The following is a 24,501-nucleotide window of genomic DNA, read 5'->3' on the forward strand; positions in this document are numbered from 1 at the left end:
GCCAACGCGCACAGGCTGACCGCGGGAGTCCGTCTCATCGATGATGGTGACTGGCGTCACTCTCTAAGGTAGTTTCACCGCCAAGGAGACACATGTACCAGCTCGACACCTTCACGGCGCAGGCATCGGACGCCCAGTCGATAGACGCGTGGCGCGAGTGGTGCTCCAGTATCCACGGAGCACTGCAGATCTCCTTCGGCGATCAGGCCTTCGAAGGGCACACAACCCGGCAGCGCACGGACACCTACGAGTTGGTGAACTGGTGCAGCGGCGAGGAGGTCGTCGCTCGCTCGCGTCGCCACATCCGCACCGACGAGCGTGGACACTACGAACTCCTGGTGCCACTGCACGGAGACCAGCACGTCGGCTCAGCGAACCCCGAGCAGCAGCTGACACCCGGGACCATCGCGCTGCTGCCGATCGACTCCCCGTTCCATCTCGCCCACCGCAGGGGTGCATCGGCGCTCACCCTGATCGTTCCGGCGTCCCGCCTGGACGATCGACTCTCTCGCTCCCATTGCCAGACCGATCTGAGGATCCTGGGGGACAGCGGTTTGCCGCGCGTGTGCCGCGACCTCCTGGTCAGCCTCAACACCTCCCGCGAGGAGATCTCGGCCAGTCAGTTCGACCTGATCTGCGACCAAGTCGTCGACCTTGCCAGCATCGCGATGACAGGCGAGCTCGACATCGCTGAAGAGACCGGCACCGAGGCCGTCTTCCAGGCCGTACGCCGCCACATCCGCGAGAACGTCACCGACCCGGATCTGTCCGTCGCGACACTGGCAACGGCCGTCAACTGGTCGGGCCGCTACATCCAGGCCGCGCTCACCCGTCACGGCACCACCGCCACCGAGCTGATCCGCACCGAACGCCTGGAGCTGGCCCGGATCCGGCTGACGAGCGCCTCGTTCTCGGGCCACAACGTCGCAGCCGTTGGTGCCTCTGTCGGATTCGGTTCTGCCAGCGCTTTCGCGGCTGCCTTCCGCCGCCAGTTCGGTGTCAGCCCCCGCGACGTACGCGCCGGCACCTCCAACTCTGCGTAGCCCACCCGTCGTACCGGGCGGACGGAGCGCACTCGGTACATATGCGCGTCCGCGACAGTCGTGTGCGCATCCGCGCGAGACGGCGAACCTCGCGGTGGGATCAACTTGATCCATCGCGCCGACGATGGTCGTCAGCCACTCCGGCCGACCCGATGACCATCGATCCGCGCTGAGGAGAGAGGAGATCGCAACAATGCCGCGACTGTCGCCCTTTGCTCTCTACTCGACCATCGAGCAACACGTGAACCCGCGTCTGCAAGACGCCCTCGACACCGACGAGTTCGCGCAGGCCCTGCGCGTCGTCCACACGTGCAGGAGGACCGTCCGCCGGATAGTCGGCAATGCCAATACCTGGGCCCTGCACGCCGTGAACATGCCGGCGAGATCCGACATCAGCCGCCTGACCCGACACGTCGGCGAGCTCGACCGCGAGGTCAGGAAGCTACGCCTCGCGCTCTCTACCCGGGAGGACGGTTCCCATGTCTGAACAGGAATCGACCCTCGACCGCGTGCGCCGTGAGATCGAGCGCACAGGGCAGCGTGCCCGCAACGGGATCCGTTTGGTCACGGGCGGGGCGACCACCCCCACCGGACAGACACCGAAGACCACCGTGTGGACCTTCGGTCGTGCTGAGCTGTGGCACTACAGCGGCAATGCGCAGTACGGCACCCCGATCCTGATCGTGCCGAGCCTGGTGAGCCGGAGCTACCTCATCGACCTCACTCCGGGCAACAGCTTCATCGAGTCGCTGGTCGACGCCGGCCTCGACGTCTACATGCTCGACTGGGGCGTTCCCGACGAGCGTGACGCAGCCAATCGCCTCGAGGACTACGTGGACCTCGCCATTCCTGGTGCCTTGGAGCAGATCCGTCGCCGCTCTCGGGCGGAGAGCGTCAACCTGCTGGGCTACTGCTTCGGCGGGGTGCTGACGCTGCTGCACGCAGCGCACCATCCCGAGTCCCCGCTGCGCAGCCTCTCCGTCATCGCCTGCCCCGTGGATTTCACTCGACTCGGGCCGCTGGTGGACATCATGGGCCGCACGGAACTCGACGTCGACGAGCTTGTCGGCGAGGACGGGAACGTCCCCGCAAGCGTCATCCGCCAGGGGTTTCGCTCACTCTCGCCAATGGGTGACCTGACCAACTACGTCAACCTGCTGGACCGAATGTGGTGCGCTGACTTCGTTGCGGCCCACCAGATGATGACTCGCTGGGCGACCGATCACATCCCCTTCCCCGGGTCCACGATGCGTCAGGCCCACACGATGCTGGTCCGCGACAACGGGCTCATGAACGACAGGATCGAACTCGGCGGCGACCGAGTGACCCTTCGCGACATCACGGTGCCGTTCCTCGCAGTGCTCGGCACCCGGGACACGATCATCCCCGAGACCGCGACCGCTCCCGTGATGGAACTCGTGGGCTCGAAGGAGAAGGAACTCCTGCGGCTCGACGGCGGCCACGTGGGGCTCATCGTCGGCAAGAGTGCCCAGAGGAAAACCATCCCGACCATTGTCGATTTTCTGAAACAGCGAAGCGAGACCCACTCATGAGCATCCGGCCTCTCGGCCCGGCCGACGCCGACCACTTGAGAGCGTTCTTCGCGACATTGTCCGCGCGGGACCTGACCTTGATCCGCGAGGAGCTGTCCGACCCGAGAACGGTCGAGGATCTGATCCGAGGTGGGTCCTGCTGGGTCGCGGTCGACGAGTCCGCGCACATCACCGGCTACGTCGGTGTGGCTCGGTTGCCCGGATGGTCGGATCACGTCGGTGAGCTGCGGTTGGTCGTGGGGCCCTCCCACCGAGGCCAGGGGCTCGGAAGGTCCCTCGCCCAGCATGCGCTGACGCGCAGCCTCGCGCGCGGCATCAGCAAGGTCGTCATCGAGCTGGCAGTCGACCAGGAGGGCGCGGCAAGCATGTTCGCGAACCTCGGTTTCACCGGCGAGGCTCTCCTGCAAGGTCACATCCGCGACCGCGACGGGCGACTTCACGACGTCATCGTGCTCGCCCACCACGCACATGACACCTGGTCCGCCATAGATGCCGTCGGAATAGCCGACGCGCTTCAACCGTGATGGGAATTCCTGATATGACATCGAGCTCCACTCTGCGCGATCCTTCGCCCGTCACCGCACCCGACAGGGCGCCCGGGAAGCTCCTGCTCGGCACCGACTTCCTCAGGGGCCTCGCCGATCTCGGCTCGATGTCGGTGACTTGGCCAGTGCTGCTGAGCGCGCCGCGCGGCGATGGTCAACCCGTCCTCGTCATCCCCGGCCTGGGGACCGGCGACGTGTCCACCATGGCGCTGCGCAATTATCTGACCGTCCTGGGCTACGACGCGTACGGCTGGGGCCTCGGCGTCAATGTCGGACCCACCGCGAAGATCGCCGAAGGAGCCCCGACCAAGCTGCGAGCGATTCACGACAAGCATGGCCGGCCGGTCACCCTCATCGGCTGGAGCCTGGGCGGGCTCATCGCGCGCCGGCTTGCCCGAGAGATGCCCGAGATGGTCCGTCAAGTGATCACCCTGGGCAGCCCGATCCGAATCCGAACCCACGATCACAGCCACGGTCGCCGTCTGTACGCGATGTTCGGCAAGCGCCACGTCGAGCAGTTCGACATGCCGCTCGAGGAGGGGCTGCCGCCGCTTCCGATGCCGACCACGTCGATCTACAGCCGCCTCGACGGCATCGTCTCCTGGCACGCCTGCCTGGACGTCGTGACCCAGCGGTCGGAGAACATCGAGGTCCACGCCGCACACCTCGGCCTCGGTTACCAGCCGGCGGCTCTGTATGCCGTCGCCGATCGACTGGCGCAGCCCGAGGGCGGCTGGACTCCGTTCGTCCCCCCTCGTTGGGCTCGCGCCGCCTATCCGCGGCCGACAGTGCGCATCGCGCCGACCCCCGACTGAACCCCGGTCACAGCACATCCCGCAAGACAACCTCAACCCGAAAGGCGCATGATCACCATGGCCACACGCGAGTTCACCACCGTCGTCACCGACCAGTCGTTCACCGAAGGGCCACGCTGGCGAGACGGAAGACTGTGGTTCTCCGATTTCTACACCAACCGAACGATGTCCGTCTTCGAAGATGGCTCCGACCTGCGGGTCGAGGCCGAGGTTCCGGGCCAACCGTCCGGACTCGGATGGCTGCCCGACGGTCGCCTGCTGATTGCCTCGCAGCACGACCGCCTCGTCGTACGACGTGAAAGCGATGGCTCCCTCGCGACCCACGCAGATCTCTCCGACCTGTTCTCGCATCACGTCAACGACATGGTCGTCGACGACCGTGGCCGGGCCTTCGTCGGCAACTTCGGCTTCGATCTCATGGCCGGGGACTCCGTGACCTCGACCAACCTGGTGCGGGTCGATACCGACGGCAGCGCCACCGAGGTTGCCGACAACCTGTGGTTCCCCAACGGCATGGTCGTGACCACCGACGGTCGTCTGCTGGTCGGGGAGTCCTTCGGTAACCGGGTGACCTCCTTCGACATCGCCGAGGACGGGTCGCTCTCCAACCGTACGAACTGGGCAACCTTCGGCCCGGATCCGGTCGCGGACGCGCTCGAACCGGCCATGGCGCGCCTCGTGATTGCTCCCGACGGTTGCGACCTCGAGGCCGACGGCACCCTGTGGATCGCCGACGCCATCGGCGCGAGGGTCGTGCACGTCGCCGAGGGTGGCGAGATTATCGAAGAGATCGCCACCCCCACAGGTGTTTTCGCTTGCGCGCTGGGTGGAGAGGACGGTCGAACCCTGTTCCTGTGCACGGCCCCCGACTTCTCCGAGTCCAACCGCCGGCCGGTGCGCGAGGCCCAGATACTCTCCACGCGTCTCGACGCGTAGCTCCCGAAACACACGCTGAGCTACTGCGGCTGACGTTCGCTGCCCATCAGTCCGGCTCGCCCATGCCACGCATGGGGGAGCCGGACTTTTTGGTTGGCGCGCACCGCCGCTACTGACGACCTCGCCCCCGAACAGCCACCTTCCGGTCGATTCCCCGTGGGCTGTCGGACACCGGTTTGTCACACAATGTATCGGCGCGATACATTGTTCGATAGTGTGGTCAATCGCATCGCATGGATGCGATCCGGATTCGAGAAGGGGGAGTTGCATGCTCGAGCTCGCAATTCTCGGTTTGCTTCTCGAATCACCCATGCACGGCTACGAGCTCCGCAAGAGGCTGACCGGCCTACTCGGTGCTTTCAGAGCGTTTTCGTACGGATCGCTGTACCCGGCACTCCGTCGACTCCAGAACGACGGCCTCATCGCCGAGGACGCCGGGCCCGATTTACTCGTGAAAAGACGAGCGAAACGGGTGTACGAACTCACCCCACTCGGCAGGGAACGATTTGCCGAATTGGTGGCCGACACCGGACCGCAGAACTACACCGACGACGGATTCGGCGTACATCTCGCCTTCTTCAGTCGTACCCCGGCAGAAGCTCGGGTTCGCATTCTCGAAGGCAGACGTCGCCAGGTCGAGGAGCGCCGCGAAGGCCTCCGCGACGCTGTGGCCAAGGCGAACGGGACTCTCGACCGCTACACCCGACAGCTACACCAGCTCGGTCTCGAATCGAGTGAACGCGAGGTGCGGTGGCTCAACGAAGTCATCGCAGCCGAGCAGGCCGACCCCAACCCAGCACCGTCCAACACAGCACCAAACAGGACAGTCAAGACAGAAGGAGAACCCGACCATGGGTGAGAACAACAACGCAATCCGCGTGGCCATCGTGGGTGTGGGCAACTGCGCCTCATCTTTGGTCCAGGGTGTCGAGTACTACAAGGACGCGGACGAGAACGCCAACGTTCCCGGCCTCATGCACGTCACGTTCGGCCAGTACCACGTCCGCGACGTCGAGTTCGTCGCCGCGTTCGACGTGGACGCCAAGAAGGTCGGCTTCGATCTCTCCGAGGCCATCTTCTCCAGCGAGAACAACACCATCAAGATCGCCGACGTACCCCCGTCCGACGTGACCGTTCAGCGCGGCCCGACCCTCGACGGCCTCGGCAAGTACTACCGCGAGACCATCACCGAGGCCGACGGTGACGCAGTCGACGTAGCGCAGGCCCTGCGTGACGCCAAGGTGGACGTGCTCGTGTCCTACCTGCCCGTCGGATCCGAAGAAGCCGACAAGTTCTACGCACAGGCCTCCATCGACGCAGGCGTCGCCTTCGTCAACGCCCTGCCCGTCTTCATCGCATCGGACCCCGTCTGGGCCAAGAAGTTCGAGGACGCAGGCGTCCCCATCGTCGGCGACGACATCAAGAGCCAGGTCGGAGCCACCATCACCCACCGCGTCATGGCCAAGCTCTTCGAAGACCGCGGCGTGCAGCTCGACCGCACCATGCAGCTCAACGTCGGCGGCAACATGGACTTCCTCAACATGCTCGAGCGCACCCGCCTCGAGTCCAAGAAGATCTCCAAGACCCAGGCCGTCACGTCGAACCTCCAGAAGGAGTTCAACGCCAAGGACGTCCACATCGGACCGTCCGACCACGTCGGCTGGCTCGACGACCGCAAGTGGGCCTACGTCCGCCTCGAAGGCCGCGCCTTCGGTGACGTTCCCCTCAACCTCGAATACAAGCTCGAGGTCTGGGACTCCCCCAACTCCGCCGGCGTCATCATCGACGCAGTGCGCGCCGCCAAGATCGCCAAGGACCGCGGCATCGGTGGACCGGTCATCCCGGCCTCGGCATACCTGATGAAGAGCCCGCCGAAGCAGCTCGCGGACGACGTCGCTCGTGAGCAGCTCGAAGCGTTCATCATCGACGCGTAGTCCCGCAGGGCCCGCAACAACGCCCGCCGGTCCACTCGATGTGACATTGACCCCCTAAAAGGCCACCAAATGTCACATTGAGTACCGGCGGGCGTTCGCTTATCCGGCCGCGAGGATCTCTCGCGGATCGAATGTCACCTTGATCTCCACAATTTTGCCGTTCTCGATTCGCTGCCAGTTCGCGGTGCTCGCGGGCGGTGCAATCGACGTGTGCAGGTCGAACCACGTCAGTACGTTCTCGCCGTCCACGAACACGTGCGCGATATCGATGTCGGTGATGATCTGCGACATTCCTTTCAGCCCGGCCACGCATTCCGCCCCGCTGGCCGCGGTGCCGAGTGGTCCCCGAAACGTCGCGTTCTCGTCCAGGATCGAGGCCAATGTGTCGAAGTCCTTGCCTTTCCAGGCCTCGAAGTAGGTCGCTGCAATGTCTTTCGGTGTCTGTGTCATGACATCGAGTCTCGAACCCGCGTCGCCAGAAGTCCAACAGCTGGTTCAGATCGGCTCTACAACTTTTGCTGATAGTCGCAGCGTGTAGCGCTACCCTGTGTGGGTGGCCATCGACCCCACCTCGAAGCATCCCTGCCTCGAACGCGTCCGCGCGCTCGCGTTCGCCTATCCCCAGGTCTCCGAAAAGATCTCCCATGGCCGGCCGACCTTCCGCACGGCCTCGGTGTTCGTCTACTTCGGCGGTGGCGTCAAGGGCGGCGAGCAGTACGACCTGTCGATTCTCGTCAAATGCGAGAACGCCGAGGAGCAGCGCGCCTGCGAGCTCGAACCCCGCTACTTCCACCCCGCCTACCTCGGACCGGCCGGTTGGGTGGGCTTCGATCTCTCCGATGCCGACGACGATGTCTGGGCCGAGGCGGCAGAGTTGATCGACTGCAGCTACCGCGTCACCGCCCCGAGGCGTGCCGTGGCACGCCTCGACGCCGGCGAAGGCCCGAATATCGGTGTTCAGCAGTGGAATTGAGACAGCTCGAGTACTTCGTCGCCGTCGCGGAAGAAGCAAACTTCACCCGCGCCGCAGCCCGAGTGCACATCAGCCAATCCGGTGTCAGCGCCCAGATCCGCGCCCTCGAACGCGAACTCGGTGCCGAACTGATCGACAGATCAGGCGGCACAGCAACATTGACCACCGCGGGCCAGGCCGCGCTGGCCCAAGCGCGGGCGACTCTCGCGGCAGCAGGTTCGGTTCGACAATCCGTCGACGACGTCACTGGGCTTCTGCGCGGATCGCTGCGAGTCGGCATGGTCACCGCATGCACCGTCCCACAATTGTTCGACGCGTTGGCGGGGTTCCATTCGAGACATCCCGGCATCGAACTTTCTCTGCAGGAGGGCAATTCGGACTCGCTGGTCGACAAAGTCCGCACCGGGGTGCTCGATCTCGCGCTCGTCGGCGTCGCAGCCCGTGCCCCCGACGGACTGACGTCGATGGTGGTGATCGATGAGCGGATCGTTGCAGCCGTACCGCCTGAGCATCCGCTGGTGTCACAGAAACGGGTGACGCTCGAGCAGGTCAACGAATACCCCATCGTCTCCCTTCCCGTGGGCACAGGAGTGCGGACGGTGTTCGATCGCGACTGCGGCGGCGTCGGGATCACCCCGTCGATCGCGTTGGAGGCCAGCGCTCCGGACGCTGTTGCAGATCTCGCTGCTCGCGGTGTCGGCGTCGCAATCCTCAGCGCATCGATGCTCGGTGCCTACCGGAATCGGTTGACCGCTGTGGAACTGACGGACTCGACTACGTCGGCCCTGCTGGCTCTCGTCTGGGCACCGAACCCGAGCGCCGCGTCGGCGAGATTGGTGTCGATGGCGCAGAGGGCCTTCGGATTGGCCTGATCGAGACACCGAAGCCTGCCGACGCGTTCGACGCTGCGGGGCCGGTCGACGGCAGGCTGTTCCGACACCATGCCGAGCCTCAGCGAATCCTCTTGACCGTGAACCACAATGCGACGAGCAGACCGAGCAGGGCCACCGACGGCACCACGCCGGGATCACCTCCGATGATCCCGGCGACGGCAAAGCCGAGCGCTACGAGCGCAAAGAAACCCAGAATGCCTGCCAGCAACTGGAGATGATCCTGCGCCGTCACGACTTGACACCACCAGCGGTGAGGCCGGAGATGATTCGGCGCTGGAACAGCAGCACCATGATCACCAGCGGAATGGCAACGATCGTTCCCGCTGCCATGATCGCCGCATACGGCACCACGTGTGGGTCGTTACCGGAGAATCGAGCAATGGCCACTGTCACCGGCTCGGTCTTGTCGCTCGAGAGCTGACTTGCGAGCAAGTATTCGTTCACGGCCGCGATGAAGGCGAGGATGGCGGTGGTGAACAAGGCAGGCGCAGCCAGTGGCAACATCACCAGACGGAACGCCTGGAAGCGTCCGGCCCCGTCGATTCGTGCGGCTTCTTCCAGCTCCCAGGGCAATTCGGCAAAAAATGCCGCCAGCGTGTAGATCGTCAGAGGCAGGACGAAAGAGATGTTCGGAATGATCATCGCCTGGTAGCCGCCGATCCAGCCGATATTGGTGAAGAACTGGAACAGCGGAGTCACCAACGCCACGACCGGGAACATCGAGGCTCCGAGAATGACGCCTGTCACCACGTACTTGAAACGAAAGTCGATGCGCGAGAGTGCATACGCGGTGAAGATACCGATCACCAACGCGATCAGAGTCGTCGCTCCGCCCACGATGAGACTGTTACCGACCGCCCGAAGGAAATTGTTGCCGTTCGCGGTCGAGAGAGCGTTGTCGAAGTTCTCCCACGTGACATGCGTCGGCCACGGCGTCGTATCGAAGGTGTAGCGCGGGTCACGGAACGCGGTGACGACCATCCAATAGAACGGTGCCAAGCCCCAGACGAGGATGACGACGACACCGAGATAGATGCGGGCCTGCTTCATCGACCGGCCCCCTTACGCTGATCCTCCTGCGTGGCAACGGCATTGGCACCGAGGAATTTAACCAGGATGAACGCCACGACGAAGATCATGACGAACGAGATCGTCGACAGCGAGGCAGCACTGTTGAAGCCCTGCCGGATCTGCTCGACCACCAGGATCGACACGGTGCGCGTCGCGGGGTTGCCCTCGGTGAGGATGGCCGGCAGGTCGTACATGCGCAGCGCATCCATCGTGCGAAACAGAATCGCCACCATCAGCGCAGGCTTGACCAGTGGCAACGTGATCTTGGTGAAGCGCTGCCACGCCGATGCGCCGTCGACCCGCGCCGCCTCGTAGACGTCGGCGGGAATCATCTGCAGACCGGCCAGTATCAGCAGCGCCATGAACGGCGTCGTCTTCCATACGTCGGCGATGATGACTGCGAATCGCGCGGGCCACGCGTCGCCGGTCCACAGAATGTTCGTTCCCAGAAGGCGATTGGCGATGCCGTCGTACGCGAAGATGAAGTACCACAGCTTGGCGGTGACCGCTGTGGGGATGGCCCAGGGGATCAGGATCGCGGCGCGCAGCAGAGCGCGTCCAGCGAAGGTCTTGCCCATGATCACTGCCATACCGAAGCCGATGACCACCTCGATGGACACCGTCACGACGGTGAAGAACGCGGTGTTCCCGACTGCGCCCCAGAACTGGGACCCGAGCGTCCCCGGCGGGCAGGGCACCAATGTGCCCGACGCCGAGGTGCACTGTTGCAGGATCCAGTGCAAGTAGTTGTCGAAACCTGCTGAGCCACCCGAGACGAACATTCCGGTATCGGGGTCGAGACCGGGATCCTTGGAGAAAGACATCACCAGCGCTCGGATCACTGGGTAGACGATGACGATCGCGAGGATCACCAACGTCGGTGCGATCAGCAGCCAAGCCCTACCCGGCGTCAGGCCGAATCGCTTGTTCTTGGACCGCACATGCCGACCGCGGCCGGGGGACGAGCCCCCGGCCGCGGTGGTTGCGCCGGCCCCACTGGTTTTCCCAGCAGGTACAGCCATTGGTTCTCCCGATATCAGTTGGCGCCGGCGGTTTCGATACCGGCCTGCATGTCAGAGATCGCCTGATCCACGTTCTTCTCGCCCTTGATGGCAGCAAAAACGTTGTCCTGCACAGCCTTCGACACAGCCGGGTAGAACGGAGTGACGGGACGCGGAATTGCGTTCTCGATGGACGACTTCAACGCGGGAAGGTACGGCATCTCTGCGATCAGCGTGGGATCGTCGTACAGCGAGGACAGGACGGGCGGCAGTGCACCCTCGGCGATGATGCGCTGAGCCTGCTCACTCTGCAGGAACCGCAGGAAGTCGGCAGCAGTTGCCTTGTGCTCGGAGTACGCGCTGATCGCGGCGTTGTAGCCGCCGAGCGTCGAGGTTCCGACGCCGGTCGATCCGGGAAGCGGTGCGACGGAGTACTTGCCCACCACCTCGGAGCCTTCCTGGGAGGCGGTGCCGTAGACGTACGGCCAGTTGCGCAGGAACAGAACCTTGCCGTCCTCGAAGGCCTGCTGGCTCTCGGGCTCCTTGAACGTGGTGTCCTGGGCCGGGATGACGCCGGTCTCGAAGGCGGTGACCAGAGTCTGCAGTCCGGCCTTGGCCTCGGGGCTGTCGACGGTGGGGGTCTTACCGTCCTCGGCGACGAACGATCCGCCGTAGGCGTTGATGATCTCCGACGCGTTGACGGTCAAGCCCTCGTAGGACGCGAACTGTCCGGCGTAGCAATCGATGTTGTTCTCGGTCGCGACCTGGCAGTCTTCGGTCAGCTCGGACCAGGTGGTCGGGGCCTCGGGGATCAGATCGCTGCGGTAGAACAGCAGGCCACCGTTGGTGTTCTTCGGTGCGGCGTACTGCTTGCCGTTGTACGTGGCGCTGGCGACGGTCGCGGGCAGAATGCCCGAGTTGTCGAGGGCGAACTCGCCCTCGAGCGGCACGAGCCAGCCTTTCGCCGCGAACTCTGCGGTCCAGATGACGTCGAGCGCCATCACGTCGTAGTTGCTCTGCTGAGCCTGGAGCTGCTGGACGAAGTCGTCGTGCGCCTGATCGGCGTCGTTGGACTGCTCCTTGAAGGTGACCTGCTCATCCGGGTGGGTGGAGTTCCACTCCGCCACGATCTGCTGGACGACCCCGGTCTCGGTGGTGTCCTTGCCCTCGACGTACGTGATGGGCCCGCGGCCGTCGGCGGATTCGGATGCGCCACCGGAATCGCCGCTCGTTCCGCTGTCGCTCGAACATCCGGTGAGCGTCAGCAGCGTGGCCGCCGTTGCAACCACCGCCACCTTCGTGATCAAAGACGCCATGTGTTCTCTCCACTACTTCTACGCGGTTGTATGCGCCCGGAGATCAGCATGCAGAAACGTGCAACGAACCCCCCGACACATATGTCGCTGCGTACTGTGGCACACAACTCACCCCACCGTGGCCATTATCGCGTTCCTGAATCGGTCAACCCGGACACGTCGGAGGCTGCCGGTAGCCTCTCGCTCATGAGTTCGGACAAGATGCTGACGCGGATCGGCGGGTTGTTGCGCCAGGCCGAGTCCACCGACAATCCACACGAGGCCGAGGCCTTCATGGAGGCGGCTCAGCGGTTGGCCACGTCGGCATCGGTCGATCTCGCGGTGGCGCGCTCGCACAGCGCATCACGGGAGCGCCAGGCCACGCCGAGCCAGAAGGTGATCCCCATCGGAGAGCCGGGCAAGCGCGGGCTCAAGACCTACGTGCAGTTGTTCGTGTCCATCGCACACGCCAACGACGTTCAGTGCGATGTCGCCCGATCATCGACGCAGGTGTTCGCCTACGGTTTCGACTCCGACATCGAGACCACCGAGGCGCTCTACTCCTCCCTGCTCATCCAGATGGTGCGAGCATCGGATGCGTACATCAAATCCGGTGCCTACAAATCGGAGACCGCGATCCGAACCGTGACCGAGGTCAAGAATCGCCGACGCTACACACGACGCGAGGAAGTTCCCGTCGCTGCCGTGACCGCGCGGCTGAACTTTCAGACCGCATTCGCGTCGCGCATCGGTGTACGACTGAGCGAGGTCAAGAAGGAGACCGAAGCCAAGGCGATCGAACAGGAGCAGCAGGGGGCAGGGACGGCGCTGGTGCTGCGCAACAAAGAGATCGAGCTCCGTGACTACTACCGACAGACATCGACGGCCCGCGGACACTGGCGGAGTCAGAGCGCGAACGCCGGGTACTCGGAGGGAGCCCGTAAGGCCGGAGATCGTGCCGGGCGAAACGCGAAGATCGGCGCACACGCCGAAATCGACGGAGCAAGCAGGCAGCTGGGTCGCTGACTATTGACTGTTCGGTGATGCCGCGAACACCGGCCACCCGATTTCCGTGCGCCACAGCGTCGAGTTCTCGGTATCGCGCGGACCGACGGCGTAGACCTCCTGTACCGGACCCGCGATCGCCAAGCCATTTGTTTCGACATACACCCCGAGTGCGCCGTACGTGACATCGATATCGTCGTGCGGGCCATCATGGACTGTGACCGCAAGCTCTGTGGGTGGCAGCGTCATCGGTCGAATCCTGTTGCTTGACGGCACATCTGTGGTGGGTACGTACACAGTCATGACACCGCGACCCTCCGTGAACAACTCGTTGTCGTACAGACCACCCGGCGGTCCGGTGGTTTCGGGAACCGCGGAGTCGATCTCGGCCATCGCATCGGAGTACCACCCCAGCACATCGGACGCATCGACCACCTCGGACATCGCTGCTACAGAACACTGTTGGGTGAGAACGCGTCGAACCTCGATGTTCGACGGGGTTGGATCGAGTAGGCGACGCAGCGCAGTCACCGCAGATCGAGTGTCATCCAACTGACGCTCGAGTCGGGCCAGATGTTCGGTGATCAACCGGGCTCGTGCGTCGGGGTCCGGGGTGTGCACGATCGCCCGCACCTCACGCTCGGGCATCTGCATGCCTCGAAATCGGCTGATGATCTGCGCGGTCGCGACCTGATCTGTGCAGTAGTACCGGTAGCCGGAAAATCCGTCGACTGTCGCAGGCTCGAGCAGACCGGACTCGTGATAGCGCCGCAGCGTCTTCACCGACAGGTGCGTGATGCGGGAGAACTCGCCGATCGTCAGCAATCCGTTCATGTCGACATTCTGACCCCTCCCCCTGGGGGAGACTGGACTCTCCCTCTGGGGGAGGGGTGACGCTGAGTTCATGAACGAATCACAGATCATCGAACGCTACTTCGAGCTCGCAACCCTGGCGGACTCCGAGCCCTACTTCGCCCAGTTCACACCCGACGCCGTCGTCGAGGATGAAGGGCGCGAGCACCACGGCATCGACGAGATCCGTCGCTGGCGAACCGAGGTGCCGCAGGTGCACTACGACGTGCTCTCCACCGTCGAATCTGGGCCCGGACGGGTGGCGACGGCGGAGATCTCGGGTGACTTTCCCGGCAGCCCGGTGAACCTGAGCTACTACTTCGAGACAGCTGAGGACGGGCGGATCTCGGTGCTGCGCATCAGGGTGTAGCCCGCGGCGGGTCACAAACGCGCGCGCACTTGCCAGGTGCGCGCGGAATCGCCCCGAATCGAGAGCGAATCTGCGCGCGTATGACGAACGCGCGCGCGTTTGCGGGGCGGGGGCAGGGGAAACCGGGGCGGGGCGGGGGAAACCGGGCCTGGCGGCGGGGGAAACCGGGCGGCACTCAGTCGAGGCGGGCGAGCACCACGCGAAGACCGAGAACACTGGCGATGGGGAACAGCGCAGCGACCAGCCATGGGATGGCCGCACCCCAGCCCGTGTCGGGTGAGGCATCGATGACGGCACCGAGGGCGATGGATCCGATGAGGACTCCGATGCCGCCGAGCGAGGCCATGAAGCCGTAGTAGGACCCCAGTCGACGTTCGGCTGCCATCCGCGGCACCAGATCCCTGGCCTGGGGCATGGCGATCATTTGTCCCAGCGCGAGCAGGAGCACGAACAGTGCGGCCGGGATCAACCCGACCAGGCCTTCCAACTCCAAGGGACTGAAGACCGCCACCAGGACGAAAGATGCTGCCATGACGGCGAATCCGACGGGAAGCGTGATGCGTGGTGCCACATTCGCGATGCGTCGGGTGATCGGCATTTGGGTCGAGACCACCAGTACTGCCGAGATCGCGAAAAACCAACCGAGCACCGTCTGCGATCCCCAGGCGCGCTCCACTTCGAGGGGAAGCAGCAGATACAGCTGGTTGTAGGCCACCAGTTGCGCGCTCATCGCCACGGCGAACAGCACGAAGGTTCTGTTGCGCACCACGTCGGTCCAGCCCGAAAGCCAGGGGTCGTCACGATGCTCACCGGGTTCGCGCGGCAACCACACCGCGTGGGCGAGGATGACCAGGACGAAGATCGCGGCAGCGACCAGGCACGCGACGCGAAAGTCGGCCAGCAGCAACATCGATCCGACGAGGGGGCCGGTGAACGAGCCGATCTGACTGCACACCGAGAGCAGCGCGAACGACTCCACCCGCGTCGGCCCGCCGTCACGTTCGCTCTTGCCTGCTTCGATCGCTACGGCGGATTCGACTGCGGGAGAGAACAATGCCGCCGCAAATCCCACCAGCACGGTGGCCGCCAGGACGCCGGCAAGAGAATCGAACACCGCCAATCCGAGAAATCCCAGCACCCGCAACACACAGCCGACGAGGACGACCGGTTTGATACCCCACCGATCGGCGAGGGTGCCACCGACGAAGAACAGTCCCTGCTGCGAGAAGGTCCTGATTCCGAGGACCACCCCGACGAGCGCGGCCCCGAGGCCGAGATCGCTCGTCAGATGCACGGACAGGTACGGCAACACCATGAAAAAGCCGATGTTGAAGGTCATCTGGGTGAGTACGAGCAGCCGGACGGTGGGAGTGGCCCGCCTCAGATCGACGAGAAACGACCACCGCCATCGCGTCGGCGATTCATCGGTTCTCGTGCTCATGTACTGCGTCCTCCCGCGTCGACTGTCTCGATGACGGTACCTGTCGCGTCTGCCCCGAGGTGGCCGCGGAGAGCGATACCGCGAGAACAGCGAGCGCGATCAGCGATGCGAGCGGAGCCGCCGTCACCCAGGGCGCGCGTTCGACGGCGGATACCCCGTCGGACAGGATCAAGCCCCAATCTGCCGTGGGCGGCTGCGGACCGAGACCGAGGAAACCGAGCGCCGCAAGAGCCAGTGCAACACCGGGCAGTCGAATCATGGCGTGCCGCAGTACTACCGGAAGGACGCTGGGCACGATGGAGCCGAACAGAATGCGCGCATTGCTGGCACCGAGCGTCGGCAGGATCGAAATGTACGGCCGCGCCCGAGCCTCCTCGACGAGCGCGGCGGTGTGCGCGGCCAGCGGAGCCCACGTCACGATCAGTACGGCGACGGCGGCACCGCCCGCCGACGGTCCCCAGACGGCGGCGATGAGGATGCCGGTCACCACGGGAGGTGCCGCGTTGGTGACCTCGACCAAACCCCGCGACGCTTTCGGTGCCAGTCCCAACAGCACCCCGACGAACAGTGCCGCAACAGTCACGGCGAGGGACAACCCGATCGAGCGCAGCGCACCGTCGGCGACCCTGGCCAACAGATCCCGCCCCGAGGCGTCCGTGCCGAAGAGGTGGGTCAGGGAGGGTGCGGCGAACTTCTCTCGCCTCGTCACCTGCCCGTCCCGCGGAAGACCGACGAGGACGACGATCACCAGCACCGATGCTGCGGCACTCGGCACCACCCAGCGTCGCGGTGACCGGTGGAAGACCCCGGCCGGGATCGGCATGGCCTTCTCGCGCAGCGCGCTGCCCAGCAGCAGGCGCCGGACGAGTTCGGCCGCGATGCCGAGGGCTGCACTGACGGCCAGCAGGAGCAGGATGTCGATCTGCAGGGCCGGCAGGTCCTGCGATTGCGCATCACCGAGGGTGGTGCGCCCCAATCCCGGTATGGCGAAAACCTTTTCGACGGCGACCGCGCCACCGGTGATGGCCACCATGATCAGTCCGATCTGCGACGCGATGCCGGTGAGGGCTCGGCGCAACACCGCGGCGGCGATCTGCGCTCGGGTGAATCCGGCGACGGTCCACGTGGTGACCCATCCCTCGGTGAACGTGACGGCGACGGCGTCGGCGAGCAACCGCCCGATCAACCCTCCGGCTGGAAGTCCGAGAGCAAGTGCAGGCAGCACTGCGTACTCGGGGCCGTTCCAGCCGTAGGCAGGGAACGACAGCCAGACCGCGCCGAGCACAACGAGTACCGAGGCGAGTAGGAACTCCGGCAACGAGGTGAGCGCGGCCGCGACACCGCCCGCGGTGCGCTTGGGGGTACCGCGCAATCCGGCACGCATGCTGGGCAGCACCACCAATCCGGCCGTCAGGATCGCAACCGCCATTGCGAAACCCATCAGCGTCAGCGATACCGCCAATGCGTCGAGTGCCCCGGGAAGTACCGGTTTTCCGGTGTTCCAGGACGTTCCGGGATTGCCCGACGCGATCCCGGTGAGCCAGTCCCAGAACATCCGGATCGGGCCTGCGTCGAGGCCCAGATCGCGTCGAATCGCGTCGAGGGCCTCCGGGGTCGGCTCCTGCTCGGCCGAACGAGCCCGCAGAATGCTCAGTGCGGGATCGCGATTGGACAACCACGGCAGCATCCCGACCACGAATACGACCCCACAGACCGCGAGCAGACGTGAGGCGGTTGTTCGCATCGATTACTCGAAGGAGGTCTGGTTGGTGATGAGTATCCGCTCCCGCGGGTCCCGTGCGACACCGGTGATGGCCTCGGATTCACCTTGAACGACGCGCTCGTGCAGCATCGGGATGGCGGCATCGCGTTCGAGAATCAGCTTCTCGGCGGCGAGGATCGCGGCGCGGCGCTCGTTCCCCGGCTCGGTTGCCGAGGCGTCGTCCAGAGCTGCGTCCACCTGCGGGTCGCAGAACTGGGAGATGTTGAACGACCCGTCGCAGGCGAAGTCGGAATACATGTACGCCACCGGATCGCCGGAATCGAGCACCGTTGCGCGGGAGAGGATGAAGGCATCGAATGCGCCACTGAGCGCATCGGTTTCGATGAACTGATACTCCCGCACCACCTGGTTGACGACGAAGCCCTTCGCTTCGAGTTCCTGCTGCAGCAGTACCGCGACCTCGGGGAGTTCGGCCCGGTCGGTGAAGGTGGCCAACGTGATCGTCTTGCCGGTGGCATCGCCCGCTGGGGTTTCGGTGCGTGCGGGGCGATCCGCGGCCCAGGGCAGCGCTGGTCCGAGCAGACCGTTCGCGATGTCGGCCCGGCCCTCGTAGACCTGGTCGACCAGACGATCCTCGTCCACCGCCTCTCGGGCGACGGCGCGCATGGCCGGGTCGCGGAACACGCCGGACGCCGTGTTCAGGTACAGGGTGTTGGTGCGCGGCATCGGCACCTCGTGCACCAGCGATCGGTCGATGTTGTCGGCTTGCGAGACCGGAATGGCCTCCACCACATCGGCGGTCCCGTTGCGTAGCGCGGCAGCGCGGGCGGTTCCGTCGGGCACGAAATCGACATCGATGCCCGAGAGTTTCGCCGGTTCGCCCCAGTAGTCGTCGTTGCGATCGAGGGTGGCCCCGGAGGTGCCGTCCACGGCGGTGAGGACGAAGGGCCCGGTGCCGGTGCCGACGGGGTCGCTGCCGCCGCCGGAGTACGCCTCGGGGGCAAGGATGGACAGCTGCGGGCTCGACAGTCGCTGTGGCACCAGCGGATCGATGTCTTTGGTGGAGACGGCTACGGTGTCGTCGTCGGTGGCGGAGACGGTCAGCTCGACGCCGTCGAGGATGCGCGGTTTGGGCGCGGACGTGGTGGCTGCGGTGAGCGCGGTGACGACTGCGGAAGCATCGAGTGGCGTCCCGTTGTGGAATCTGACGTCGGGTCGGAGGTCGAAGCTCCAGGTGCGATCGTCGACGCGATTCCAGCCGGTGGCGAGACCGGGTTCGGCGTCGCCGAGGTCGTCGAGGGTGATCAGAGTTTCGGCTGTCGACCATCGTGAGAGTTTGAAGGCGTCGTCGCTGAACTGCGACAGTCCCGAGCGCGGCGGTTGCAGCATCGCCACGCGCGCGCGGTTCTCGGTGTCGCCGGAGGCCGCTCCGGAGGAGAAGCAGGCGGTGAGGGTCAATGTTCCTACTGCCGCCAGCGCGCCGAGGCGAAAGGTGTTCGTGGTCAAGACAACTCCTGTGGGTTTCATGCAAGCCGGGGGATGGCGTCGATCAGGTCTCGGGTGTGTTCGTGTTGTGGTTCGGTGAGAATGCCCTGAGCACTTCCGGTTTCGATGATCCGGCCGTCGTGCATCATCAGGACTTCGGTGCACAGCCGCACCACGGCGGACAGGTCGTGGCTGACCATCAGAACGGCGCTCGGCAGCGCTGCCAGCACCGAGAGGATCTGTTCTCGCAGGTCCGGGTCGAGCCCACTGACCGGCTCGTCCGCCAGGAGATACTGCGGTTCGCACGCGAGCGCTCGGGCAATGGCGACCCGCTGATTCTGGCCGCCGGACAGTTCGGTGGGTCGACGTTCCAGGTACCGCGCATCCAGTCCGACGGCCGTCAGTGCGGCGCTCGCCTTGGCTCGATGATCGCCGTCGACGCCGAGCAGGCGCAACGGCGTCGCCACCGAGTCCAGCACACTGCGGCGCGGATCGAGGCTGGTCGCGGGGTCCTGCGGCACGTACTGCACCCGCCGCCGAAACCACCGCAACGATCGCGTCGAACCGGGACGCACTGTGCGACCGTCGAGTTGGACGGTCCCGCCACTGACCTCGGTCAAAGCCAACAGCACCCGAAGCAGAGTTGTTTTTCCCGAACCGGACTCACCCACCAGGCCGATCCGACCGCTCGGGGACAGGGCGACGCTCACGCCGTCCACTGCGGTTCGCGCGGAGCCGTGGAGGTCGTGCCGCCGGGTGACGTTCGAGCACACGAGGCCCGCAGTCATCGCATGACCACCTGACGGAACGGATCTGCCGCCCGGGCCGCGTCGATCATCCGTCTCGTTCGATCCGATACGGGGTTGTCGAGCACCGTTGCGGTGGAACCGGATTCGATTATGCGGCCGGAATCGATGATCAGCAGGTGGTCGCACAGGTGCGCGGCGACGGCGATGTCGTGGGTGATGAACAGCAGCGACGCCGCCTCACGAAGCGCATCGAGCACGCGAGCCTGACTGATCACGTCCAGGGCGGTTGTCGGCTCGTCCGCGATCACCAGTGAACTCTCGCGGGCCAATGCCAATGCAATACAGACACGTTGGCGCTGCCCGCCCGAGAGTTCGAGTGGATGCGAGGCCAGGATGCGGGCGGAATCTCGCAGTCCGACTCGCTCGAGCAGCGCGGGTGCGTCCGGTGTGCGCAGCTGCCGCCCGACGGTGACCATCGGATTCAGGGCCGTTGCCGAATCCTGGAAAACCATTGCCGGACGGGCTGAACGTGGACGCCGAGGTGTCGGAACTCCGGCGACCTCGTGACCGTCGACGAGGACACGGCCGGTGCAGGTGATACCCGGGGGCAGCTGCCCGACGAGGGCGGATGCGATCAGCGACTTACCCGATCCCGACGCCCCCAGCAGGCCGAGGCGTCGTCCATCAGGGATCTCGAAGCAGGCGTGATCGACGATGCGGGTGCGGCCGGCATCGATGCTGAGGTCATCGACGACGAGCACGGAAACTCCTGAACACATAGAAAATGGCAATGACTTCGACAACCGTTGTCGATAGGACAGTAGGCGAGTCGGACAATCGGCACAACTTCGCCCCCTTAAGCTGACTGTGTGGGCAAGGCGAGGGATGCACAGCGATCGGCGGTGTACGACGCCGAACACTGGGTGCGCACCATGTTCGACCGCGCCGAGGAACGCGACATCCGCGTCGTGCACGTAGCGGGCTCGCAGATCACGCTGCCGATAGAGCGCAAATTCGCCTCACTCGAGTCGGTCCAGCGGTATGTCGATGCAGTGCTGGCTCTGGACTGGGTCAGAGCAATGTGGCCCGATGCAGGCCGCACGATCACCGTCCGGGCTCGGTCGGGTGCGGGCGCGGCCCACTACGAACGCGACACCGCCACCATTGCCGTGCCACTGCATCGCGGAAACACCGCGTGGGCGTTACGCGAACTGGTGGTGTTGCACGAGCTGGCACACCACTTCGGAGACGAGGTCGAGCCGCAGCACGGCGGCGCATTCGTCGATCGCTACATCACCCTCGTCGGTGAGATCGTCGGCTCCGAGGCGGCCTTCGTCCTGCGGGCCACGATGGCCGAGAGCGGCGTCCGAATCGGCTGACTCCGAGTGAGGTGCATCATGGGAGAGACAGCCCACTCGACGAGGAGACGCGCATGACCGTCAAGATCGGTGTTCAGCTTCAGCCCCAGCACGCACCCGACTACCAGTTGATCCGTGACGCGGTGCTGCGCTCGGAGGACGCGGGCGTCGACATCGTCTTCAACTGGGACCACTTCTACCCGCTGTACGGCGATCTCGACGGTGCGCATTTCGAGTGTTGGACCATGCTCGGTGCCTGGGCCGAGCAGACCTCGAACGTCGAAATCGGTGCCCTCGTCACCGGCGGCGGCTACCGCAACCCCGACCTGCTGGCCGATATGGCGCGCACCGTCGACCACATCAGCGGCGGTCGATTGATCCTCGGAATCGGTGCCGGCTGGAACGAGAAGGACTACGAGAACTTCGGCTACGAATTCGGCACAGCAGGTTCCCGTCTGGCATTGCTGAAAGAGAGCCTCGCCAGAATCAGGCATCGCCTCGACGTCGGCAACCCGGCACCCACCCGCGACATCCCGATCCTCATCGGCGGAGGCGGCGAGAAGAAGACACTGAAAATGGTGGCCGAGTACGCACACATCTGGCACAGCTTCGCCGATCTCGAGGCGTTGAAGCGCAAGTCGGAGATCCTCGCCGAGCACGGCACCACCGTCGGCCGCGACGTCTCGGTCATCACCAGATCGGTCTCGTGGCCGGGGGCCGACACTGCTGCGGATTTCGTCGACGCCGGAGCCACCCTGTTCACCGTCGGCGTCAACGGCCCCGAGTACGACCTGACCGAACTGAATCAGGCCATCGCGTGGCGGGACACACACAAGTAGTAGCCAGTTCGATGAGCGAAACCCTTGCGTGACGGTCGTTTGGGTGAGTGGGCCCCGGTCCGCTTAGGGTTTCGTCCATGGTTGCCGTACGCGCTTCACGCGCGCTCGTGGTTCTCGTTCTCGGACTGTTGATGGCTCTCACACTCGCATCGTGTGGCACGTCCTCCTCCGACGATCAGGCGTCCGCAGGTCCGACCGACCTGTGCTCACCTCCGGGAGTCGACAGCGCCTCGTCCACACCGACGAACTTCGACGCCGCCGGTGCCGCGGCAACAGAGGACAAGTACACGACGGCGAACGTCACCCCGCTGGACCGGATCGACACGAGCACACTGGGCTTGGTGACGCCGGGGGTGCTGACCGTCGGCACCCTGTCCGACGCCCCGCCCAGCATCTGCTTGGATGCATCCGGCCAGTACACCGGATACGACAACGAACTGTTGAAGGCCGTCGCCGCGAAACTGGGGCTGCAGATCAACTTCTCGGGCACCGAGTTCTCGGGTCTGCTCGCCCAGGTCGCCGGGCACCGCTTCGACGTCGGATCGTCCTCGATCACGACGACGGACGAGCGCCGCAACACCGTCGGGTTCACCAACGGTTACGACTTCGGCTACTTCTCCCTCGTGGCCACTGCCGGCGGTCCGATCACCACGTTCGAGGATCTGAACGCTAGCACCAGAATCGGCGTCGTTCAGGGCACTGTGCAGGACGACTACGTGGTGAACACCCTCGGCCTGGACCCCGTGAAATTCCCTGACTACAACACCGCGTACGCCAATCTGCGTACCGGTCAGATCGACGCATGGGTGGCTCCGTCGCAGCAGGCCGAGGGTTTGGTCAAGGCCGAGGACGGGACCGCGATCACGCAGAACACGTTCTCGCTGAACAACTTCATCGGCTGGGCCGTCGCCCGCGACAATCAACCGCTGATCGACGCCTTGAACTCCGGTCTCGACGCGGTGATCGCAGACGGCACCTGGGCAAACCTGTACTCAGACTGGGTTCCTCGCGAGTTGCCCGAGGGCTTCGAGCCGGGCAGCAAGGCCGCCCCCGAGCCGACACTGCCGGACTTCGCCGCCATTGCGGCCGAGAACGACTCGAATTCCACCGAAGCGGTTGCTCCGCAACAGAAGTCGACCCTCGCTCAACTCGGCGACACGTTCTTCGACTGGTCGCTGTACAAGGCGGCCATCCCCGACCTGCTCCGGGTGGGCCTGCCGAACACGCTGATTCTGGCATTGGCGTCGGGCATCATCGGCACTGTGCTGGGCATGTTGCTGGCCTTGGCCGGTCTGTCTCGCACGCGATGGCTACGCTGGCCCGCCCGGGTGTACACCGACATCTTCCGCGGGTTGCCCGCGGTGGTGGTCATTCTGATCATCGGGCTCGGCATCGGTCCGGTGGTGCAGAGTGTGACCGGAGGCAATCCGTACTGGCTGGGTGCGGCGGCACTGTCGCTGCTGGCCGCGGCGTACATCGGTGAGATCTTCCGATCCGGCATCCAGAGCGTGGAGGCCGGGCAGATGGAAGCCGCACGGGCACTGGGCTTCAGCCGTCGTCGCTCGATGAACCTCGTGGTCGTTCCCCAGGGTGTCAGACGCGTGCTGCCTGCGCTGATGAACCAGTTCATCTCACTGATCAAGGACTCGTCGTTGATCTACTTCCTCGGACTGCTCGCCACCCAGCGTGAACTGTTCGCAGTCGGCCGAGACCTCAACGCACAGACCGGAAACCTGTCGCCACTCGTCGCGGCGGGACTGTTCTATCTCGCGTTGACCGTGCCGCTCACCCATCTTGTGAACTACATCGACAAGCGATTGCGCACCGGTAAGGCCGAGCAAACGCTGGACCCGGTGGAGCAGGCTACCGTCGTGGAAAGAGGCTGACATGAGTTCTGTTTCATTGCAAGGCAGGGACATTCATCTCTCGTTCGGCACCAACAAGGTGTTGCGCGGGGTGAGCATCGACGTTCCGGCAGGAACGACGACGACGGTCATCGGGCCCTCGGGCTCGGGCAAGTCCACCTTGCTGCGGGCTCTCAATCGACTGCACGAGCCGGAACAGGGTGACATCCTGCTCGACGGCAAGTCGGTCCTGAAGGACAACCCGGACGTGCTGCGTCAGCGCATCGGCATGGTGTTCCAGCAGTTCAACCTGTTCCCGCACAAGAGCGTCGCCGACAACATCGCGCTCGGTCCACACAAGTTGCTCGGTCTGTCCAAGGACTCGGCGCGAGCTGCGGCGCTGGAGCAACTCGAGCTGGTCGGCTTGGCCGACAAGGCTGATTCGCGGCCGGGCAACCTCTCCGGTGGACAGCAGCAGCGCGTGGCCATCGCCCGCGCACTCGCGATGAAGCCGGAGGTGATGTTCTTCGACGAGGCGACCTCCGCGCTCGATCCCGAGCTGGTCAAGGGCGTGTTGGCGCTGATGGCCGACCTCGCACAGGGCGGCATGACCATGGTCGTGGTGACCCACGAAATGGGCTTCGCGCGATCGGTGTCGAACAAGGTGCTGTTCATGGACCACGGCAGCGCAGTCGAAACCGGAACGCCGGAGCAGTTGTTCGACGATCCGCACACCGATCGACTCAAAACGTTCCTTTCCCAGGTGCTCTGAGGAA

27 protein-coding genes are annotated in these 24,501 nt (G+C 64.8%); 16 read left to right on the forward strand and 11 right to left on the reverse strand.

Features of this window, described 5'->3' with window-relative positions; genetic code table 11:
• Positions 1 to 92: 92 nt before the first annotated feature.
• The 8 genes from ACOQFP_RS18790 to ACOQFP_RS18825 all read left to right on the forward strand — a co-directional run bounded on the left by ACOQFP_RS18790 (position 93) and on the right by ACOQFP_RS18825 (position 6,826).
• Positions 93 to 1,043, forward strand: a complete 951-nt coding sequence (locus tag ACOQFP_RS18790; protein ID WP_421585167.1) for a helix-turn-helix domain-containing protein — start codon at positions 93 to 95, stop codon at positions 1,041 to 1,043.
• Between the two features lie 193 nt (positions 1,044 to 1,236).
• Positions 1,237 to 1,530 carry a hypothetical protein gene (locus ACOQFP_RS18795; protein ID WP_421585168.1) on the forward strand — a complete coding sequence of 98 codons (294 nt, stop codon included), beginning with the start codon at positions 1,237 to 1,239 and terminating at the stop codon, positions 1,528 to 1,530.
• On the forward strand, positions 1,523 to 2,596 hold the full coding sequence (locus ACOQFP_RS18800) for an alpha/beta fold hydrolase (RefSeq protein WP_421585169.1): 1,074 nt from the start codon (positions 1,523 to 1,525) through the stop codon (positions 2,594 to 2,596). Before ACOQFP_RS18795 ends, ACOQFP_RS18800 begins: the two co-directional genes overlap by 8 nt.
• The gene (locus ACOQFP_RS18805) at positions 2,593 to 3,120 is read left to right on the forward strand and encodes a GNAT family N-acetyltransferase (protein ID WP_421585170.1); all 528 of its coding nucleotides are present in this window, start codon (positions 2,593 to 2,595) and stop codon (positions 3,118 to 3,120) included. The genes ACOQFP_RS18800 and ACOQFP_RS18805 overlap by 4 nt, the downstream gene beginning before the upstream one ends.
• A gap of 14 nt (positions 3,121 to 3,134) precedes the next feature.
• The gene (locus tag ACOQFP_RS18810; protein ID WP_421585171.1) at positions 3,135 to 3,956 is read left to right on the forward strand and encodes a lipase family alpha/beta hydrolase; all 822 of its coding nucleotides are present in this window, start codon (positions 3,135 to 3,137) and stop codon (positions 3,954 to 3,956) included.
• 57 nt (positions 3,957 to 4,013) lie between these two features.
• Positions 4,014 to 4,892 (forward strand): SMP-30/gluconolactonase/LRE family protein, encoded by an 879-nt coding sequence (locus tag ACOQFP_RS18815; protein ID WP_421585172.1) that lies wholly within the window; start codon positions 4,014 to 4,016, stop codon positions 4,890 to 4,892.
• Positions 4,893 to 5,160: 268 nt separating this feature from the next.
• Positions 5,161 to 5,751 (forward strand): PadR family transcriptional regulator, encoded by a 591-nt coding sequence (locus ACOQFP_RS18820; protein ID WP_206486836.1) that lies wholly within the window; start codon positions 5,161 to 5,163, stop codon positions 5,749 to 5,751.
• Positions 5,744 to 6,826 carry an inositol-3-phosphate synthase gene (locus ACOQFP_RS18825; protein ID WP_206486835.1) on the forward strand — a complete coding sequence of 361 codons (1,083 nt, stop codon included), beginning with the start codon at positions 5,744 to 5,746 and terminating at the stop codon, positions 6,824 to 6,826. Before ACOQFP_RS18820 ends, ACOQFP_RS18825 begins: the two co-directional genes overlap by 8 nt.
• A 99-nt stretch (positions 6,827 to 6,925) precedes the next feature.
• Here ACOQFP_RS18825 and ACOQFP_RS18830 read toward each other — a convergent pair whose 3' ends face one another.
• Positions 6,926 to 7,276, reverse strand: a complete 351-nt coding sequence (locus ACOQFP_RS18830) for a nuclear transport factor 2 family protein (RefSeq protein ID WP_206486834.1) — start codon at positions 7,274 to 7,276, stop codon at positions 6,926 to 6,928.
• 103 nt (positions 7,277 to 7,379) lie between these two features.
• Between ACOQFP_RS18830 and ACOQFP_RS18835 the strand changes: the two genes are divergently transcribed.
• Positions 7,380 to 7,799, forward strand: coding sequence for an MmcQ/YjbR family DNA-binding protein (locus tag ACOQFP_RS18835; protein WP_421585173.1), 420 nt, complete (start codon positions 7,380 to 7,382; stop codon positions 7,797 to 7,799).
• On the forward strand, positions 7,790 to 8,671 hold the full coding sequence (locus ACOQFP_RS18840) for a LysR family transcriptional regulator (RefSeq protein ID WP_421585174.1): 882 nt from the start codon (positions 7,790 to 7,792) through the stop codon (positions 8,669 to 8,671). The genes ACOQFP_RS18835 and ACOQFP_RS18840 overlap by 10 nt, the downstream gene beginning before the upstream one ends.
• A 79-nt stretch (positions 8,672 to 8,750) precedes the next feature.
• On the opposite strand, the gene ACOQFP_RS18845 is transcribed toward ACOQFP_RS18840, so the two are convergent.
• The 4 genes from ACOQFP_RS18845 to ACOQFP_RS18860 are packed head-to-tail and all read right to left on the reverse strand — an operon-like array spanning position 8,751 to position 12,080.
• Positions 8,751 to 8,924, reverse strand: coding sequence for a hypothetical protein (locus ACOQFP_RS18845; protein ID WP_206486830.1), 174 nt, complete (start codon positions 8,922 to 8,924; stop codon positions 8,751 to 8,753).
• Complete coding sequence (locus ACOQFP_RS18850; protein WP_206486829.1) at positions 8,921 to 9,742, reverse strand: carbohydrate ABC transporter permease; 822 nt, start codon at positions 9,740 to 9,742, stop codon at positions 8,921 to 8,923. The genes ACOQFP_RS18845 and ACOQFP_RS18850 overlap by 4 nt, the downstream gene beginning before the upstream one ends.
• Positions 9,739 to 10,785, reverse strand: coding sequence for a carbohydrate ABC transporter permease (locus ACOQFP_RS18855; protein ID WP_421585175.1), 1,047 nt, complete (start codon positions 10,783 to 10,785; stop codon positions 9,739 to 9,741). The genes ACOQFP_RS18850 and ACOQFP_RS18855 overlap by 4 nt, the downstream gene beginning before the upstream one ends.
• A gap of 14 nt (positions 10,786 to 10,799) precedes the next feature.
• The gene (locus tag ACOQFP_RS18860; RefSeq protein WP_206486827.1) at positions 10,800 to 12,080 is read right to left on the reverse strand and encodes an ABC transporter substrate-binding protein; all 1,281 of its coding nucleotides are present in this window, start codon (positions 12,078 to 12,080) and stop codon (positions 10,800 to 10,802) included.
• Between the two features lie 186 nt (positions 12,081 to 12,266).
• Here ACOQFP_RS18860 and ACOQFP_RS18865 point away from each other — a divergent pair, with 186 nt between their 5' ends.
• The gene (locus tag ACOQFP_RS18865; protein WP_421585177.1) at positions 12,267 to 13,085 is read left to right on the forward strand and encodes a DUF2786 domain-containing protein; all 819 of its coding nucleotides are present in this window, start codon (positions 12,267 to 12,269) and stop codon (positions 13,083 to 13,085) included.
• Here ACOQFP_RS18865 and ACOQFP_RS18870 read toward each other — a convergent pair whose 3' ends face one another.
• On the reverse strand, positions 13,086 to 13,898 hold the full coding sequence (locus tag ACOQFP_RS18870; protein WP_421585178.1) for a MerR family transcriptional regulator: 813 nt from the start codon (positions 13,896 to 13,898) through the stop codon (positions 13,086 to 13,088). It abuts the gene before it with no gap.
• Between the two features lie 70 nt (positions 13,899 to 13,968).
• On the opposite strand from ACOQFP_RS18870, the gene ACOQFP_RS18875 reads away from it, so the two are divergent.
• Positions 13,969 to 14,286, forward strand: coding sequence for a nuclear transport factor 2 family protein (locus ACOQFP_RS18875; RefSeq protein WP_421585179.1), 318 nt, complete (start codon positions 13,969 to 13,971; stop codon positions 14,284 to 14,286).
• 175 nt (positions 14,287 to 14,461) lie between these two features.
• On the opposite strand, the gene ACOQFP_RS18880 is transcribed toward ACOQFP_RS18875, so the two are convergent.
• Genes ACOQFP_RS18880 through ACOQFP_RS18900 form a run of 5 tightly spaced genes read right to left on the reverse strand, consistent with a single transcriptional unit; the run spans position 14,462 to position 20,445 of the window.
• A complete protein-coding gene (locus ACOQFP_RS18880) occupies positions 14,462 to 15,727 on the reverse strand; it encodes an MDR family MFS transporter (RefSeq protein WP_421585180.1) in 1,266 nt (421 codons plus the stop codon).
• Positions 15,708 to 17,471 carry an ABC transporter permease subunit gene (locus ACOQFP_RS18885; RefSeq protein WP_421585181.1) on the reverse strand — a complete coding sequence of 588 codons (1,764 nt, stop codon included), beginning with the start codon at positions 17,469 to 17,471 and terminating at the stop codon, positions 15,708 to 15,710. The genes ACOQFP_RS18880 and ACOQFP_RS18885 overlap by 20 nt, the downstream gene beginning before the upstream one ends.
• A 3-nt stretch (positions 17,472 to 17,474) precedes the next feature.
• A complete protein-coding gene (locus ACOQFP_RS18890) occupies positions 17,475 to 18,956 on the reverse strand; it encodes an ABC transporter substrate-binding protein (protein WP_421585182.1) in 1,482 nt (493 codons plus the stop codon).
• Positions 18,957 to 18,973: 17 nt separating this feature from the next.
• A complete protein-coding gene (locus tag ACOQFP_RS18895; RefSeq protein WP_421585183.1) occupies positions 18,974 to 19,723 on the reverse strand; it encodes an ABC transporter ATP-binding protein in 750 nt (249 codons plus the stop codon).
• Positions 19,720 to 20,445 (reverse strand): ATP-binding cassette domain-containing protein, encoded by a 726-nt coding sequence (locus tag ACOQFP_RS18900; RefSeq protein WP_421585184.1) that lies wholly within the window; start codon positions 20,443 to 20,445, stop codon positions 19,720 to 19,722. Before ACOQFP_RS18900 ends, ACOQFP_RS18895 begins: the two co-directional genes overlap by 4 nt.
• Positions 20,446 to 20,553: 108 nt before the next feature.
• Here ACOQFP_RS18900 and ACOQFP_RS18905 point away from each other — a divergent pair, with 108 nt between their 5' ends.
• The 4 genes from ACOQFP_RS18905 to ACOQFP_RS18920 all read left to right on the forward strand — a co-directional run bounded on the left by ACOQFP_RS18905 (position 20,554) and on the right by ACOQFP_RS18920 (position 24,497).
• Entirely contained in the window at positions 20,554 to 21,063 is a 510-nt protein-coding gene (locus tag ACOQFP_RS18905; RefSeq protein ID WP_421585185.1) for a TIGR04338 family metallohydrolase, read from the forward strand.
• Between the two features lie 53 nt (positions 21,064 to 21,116).
• Complete coding sequence (locus ACOQFP_RS18910) at positions 21,117 to 21,881, forward strand: LLM class F420-dependent oxidoreductase (protein ID WP_421585186.1); 765 nt, start codon at positions 21,117 to 21,119, stop codon at positions 21,879 to 21,881.
• 77 nt (positions 21,882 to 21,958) lie between these two features.
• Complete coding sequence (locus ACOQFP_RS18915; RefSeq protein WP_421585187.1) at positions 21,959 to 23,767, forward strand: ABC transporter substrate-binding protein/permease; 1,809 nt, start codon at positions 21,959 to 21,961, stop codon at positions 23,765 to 23,767.
• 1 nt (position 23,768) lies between these two features.
• Positions 23,769 to 24,497 (forward strand): amino acid ABC transporter ATP-binding protein, encoded by a 729-nt coding sequence (locus ACOQFP_RS18920; RefSeq protein ID WP_421585188.1) that lies wholly within the window; start codon positions 23,769 to 23,771, stop codon positions 24,495 to 24,497.
• Positions 24,498 to 24,501 lie beyond the last annotated feature (4 nt).

Origin of the sequence: Rhodococcus sp. MALMAid1271, from assembly GCF_049195265.1 — a bacterium.
Classification (GTDB): domain Bacteria; phylum Actinomycetota; class Actinomycetes; order Mycobacteriales; family Mycobacteriaceae; genus Rhodococcoides.

What these genes read in the sequence shown, in the direction of transcription:
- ACOQFP_RS18820 (WP_206486836.1), top strand. Translation starts at nt 5,161, where the DNA reads ATGCTCGAGCTCGCAATTCTCGGTTTGCTTCTCGAATCACCCATGCAC.
- ACOQFP_RS18910 (WP_421585186.1), top strand. Translation starts at nt 21,117, where the DNA reads ATGACCGTCAAGATCGGTGTTCAGCTTCAGCCCCAGCACGCACCCGAC.
- ACOQFP_RS18865 (WP_421585177.1), top strand. Translation starts at nt 12,267, where the DNA reads ATGAGTTCGGACAAGATGCTGACGCGGATCGGCGGGTTGTTGCGCCAG.
- ACOQFP_RS18810 (WP_421585171.1), top strand. Translation starts at nt 3,135, where the DNA reads ATGACATCGAGCTCCACTCTGCGCGATCCTTCGCCCGTCACCGCACCC.
- ACOQFP_RS18795 (WP_421585168.1), top strand. Translation starts at nt 1,237, where the DNA reads ATGCCGCGACTGTCGCCCTTTGCTCTCTACTCGACCATCGAGCAACAC.
- ACOQFP_RS18830 (WP_206486834.1), bottom strand. Translation starts at nt 7,276, where the DNA reads ATGACACAGACACCGAAAGACATTGCAGCGACCTACTTCGAGGCCTGG.
- ACOQFP_RS18895 (WP_421585183.1), bottom strand. Translation starts at nt 19,723, where the DNA reads ATGACTGCGGGCCTCGTGTGCTCGAACGTCACCCGGCGGCACGACCTC.
- ACOQFP_RS18885 (WP_421585181.1), bottom strand. Translation starts at nt 17,471, where the DNA reads ATGCGAACAACCGCCTCACGTCTGCTCGCGGTCTGTGGGGTCGTATTC.
- ACOQFP_RS18800 (WP_421585169.1), top strand. Translation starts at nt 1,523, where the DNA reads ATGTCTGAACAGGAATCGACCCTCGACCGCGTGCGCCGTGAGATCGAG.
- ACOQFP_RS18815 (WP_421585172.1), top strand. Translation starts at nt 4,014, where the DNA reads ATGGCCACACGCGAGTTCACCACCGTCGTCACCGACCAGTCGTTCACC.
- ACOQFP_RS18805 (WP_421585170.1), top strand. Translation starts at nt 2,593, where the DNA reads ATGAGCATCCGGCCTCTCGGCCCGGCCGACGCCGACCACTTGAGAGCG.
- ACOQFP_RS18875 (WP_421585179.1), top strand. Translation starts at nt 13,969, where the DNA reads ATGAACGAATCACAGATCATCGAACGCTACTTCGAGCTCGCAACCCTG.
- ACOQFP_RS18870 (WP_421585178.1), bottom strand. Translation starts at nt 13,898, where the DNA reads ATGAACGGATTGCTGACGATCGGCGAGTTCTCCCGCATCACGCACCTG.
- ACOQFP_RS18825 (WP_206486835.1), top strand. Translation starts at nt 5,744, where the DNA reads ATGGGTGAGAACAACAACGCAATCCGCGTGGCCATCGTGGGTGTGGGC.
- ACOQFP_RS18860 (WP_206486827.1), bottom strand. Translation starts at nt 12,080, where the DNA reads ATGGCGTCTTTGATCACGAAGGTGGCGGTGGTTGCAACGGCGGCCACG.
- ACOQFP_RS18915 (WP_421585187.1), top strand. Translation starts at nt 21,959, where the DNA reads ATGGTTGCCGTACGCGCTTCACGCGCGCTCGTGGTTCTCGTTCTCGGA.
- ACOQFP_RS18850 (WP_206486829.1), bottom strand. Translation starts at nt 9,742, where the DNA reads ATGAAGCAGGCCCGCATCTATCTCGGTGTCGTCGTCATCCTCGTCTGG.
- ACOQFP_RS18880 (WP_421585180.1), bottom strand. Translation starts at nt 15,727, where the DNA reads ATGAGCACGAGAACCGATGAATCGCCGACGCGATGGCGGTGGTCGTTT.
- ACOQFP_RS18790 (WP_421585167.1), top strand. Translation starts at nt 93, where the DNA reads ATGTACCAGCTCGACACCTTCACGGCGCAGGCATCGGACGCCCAGTCG.
- ACOQFP_RS18855 (WP_421585175.1), bottom strand. Translation starts at nt 10,785, where the DNA reads ATGGCTGTACCTGCTGGGAAAACCAGTGGGGCCGGCGCAACCACCGCG.
- ACOQFP_RS18920 (WP_421585188.1), top strand. Translation starts at nt 23,769, where the DNA reads ATGAGTTCTGTTTCATTGCAAGGCAGGGACATTCATCTCTCGTTCGGC.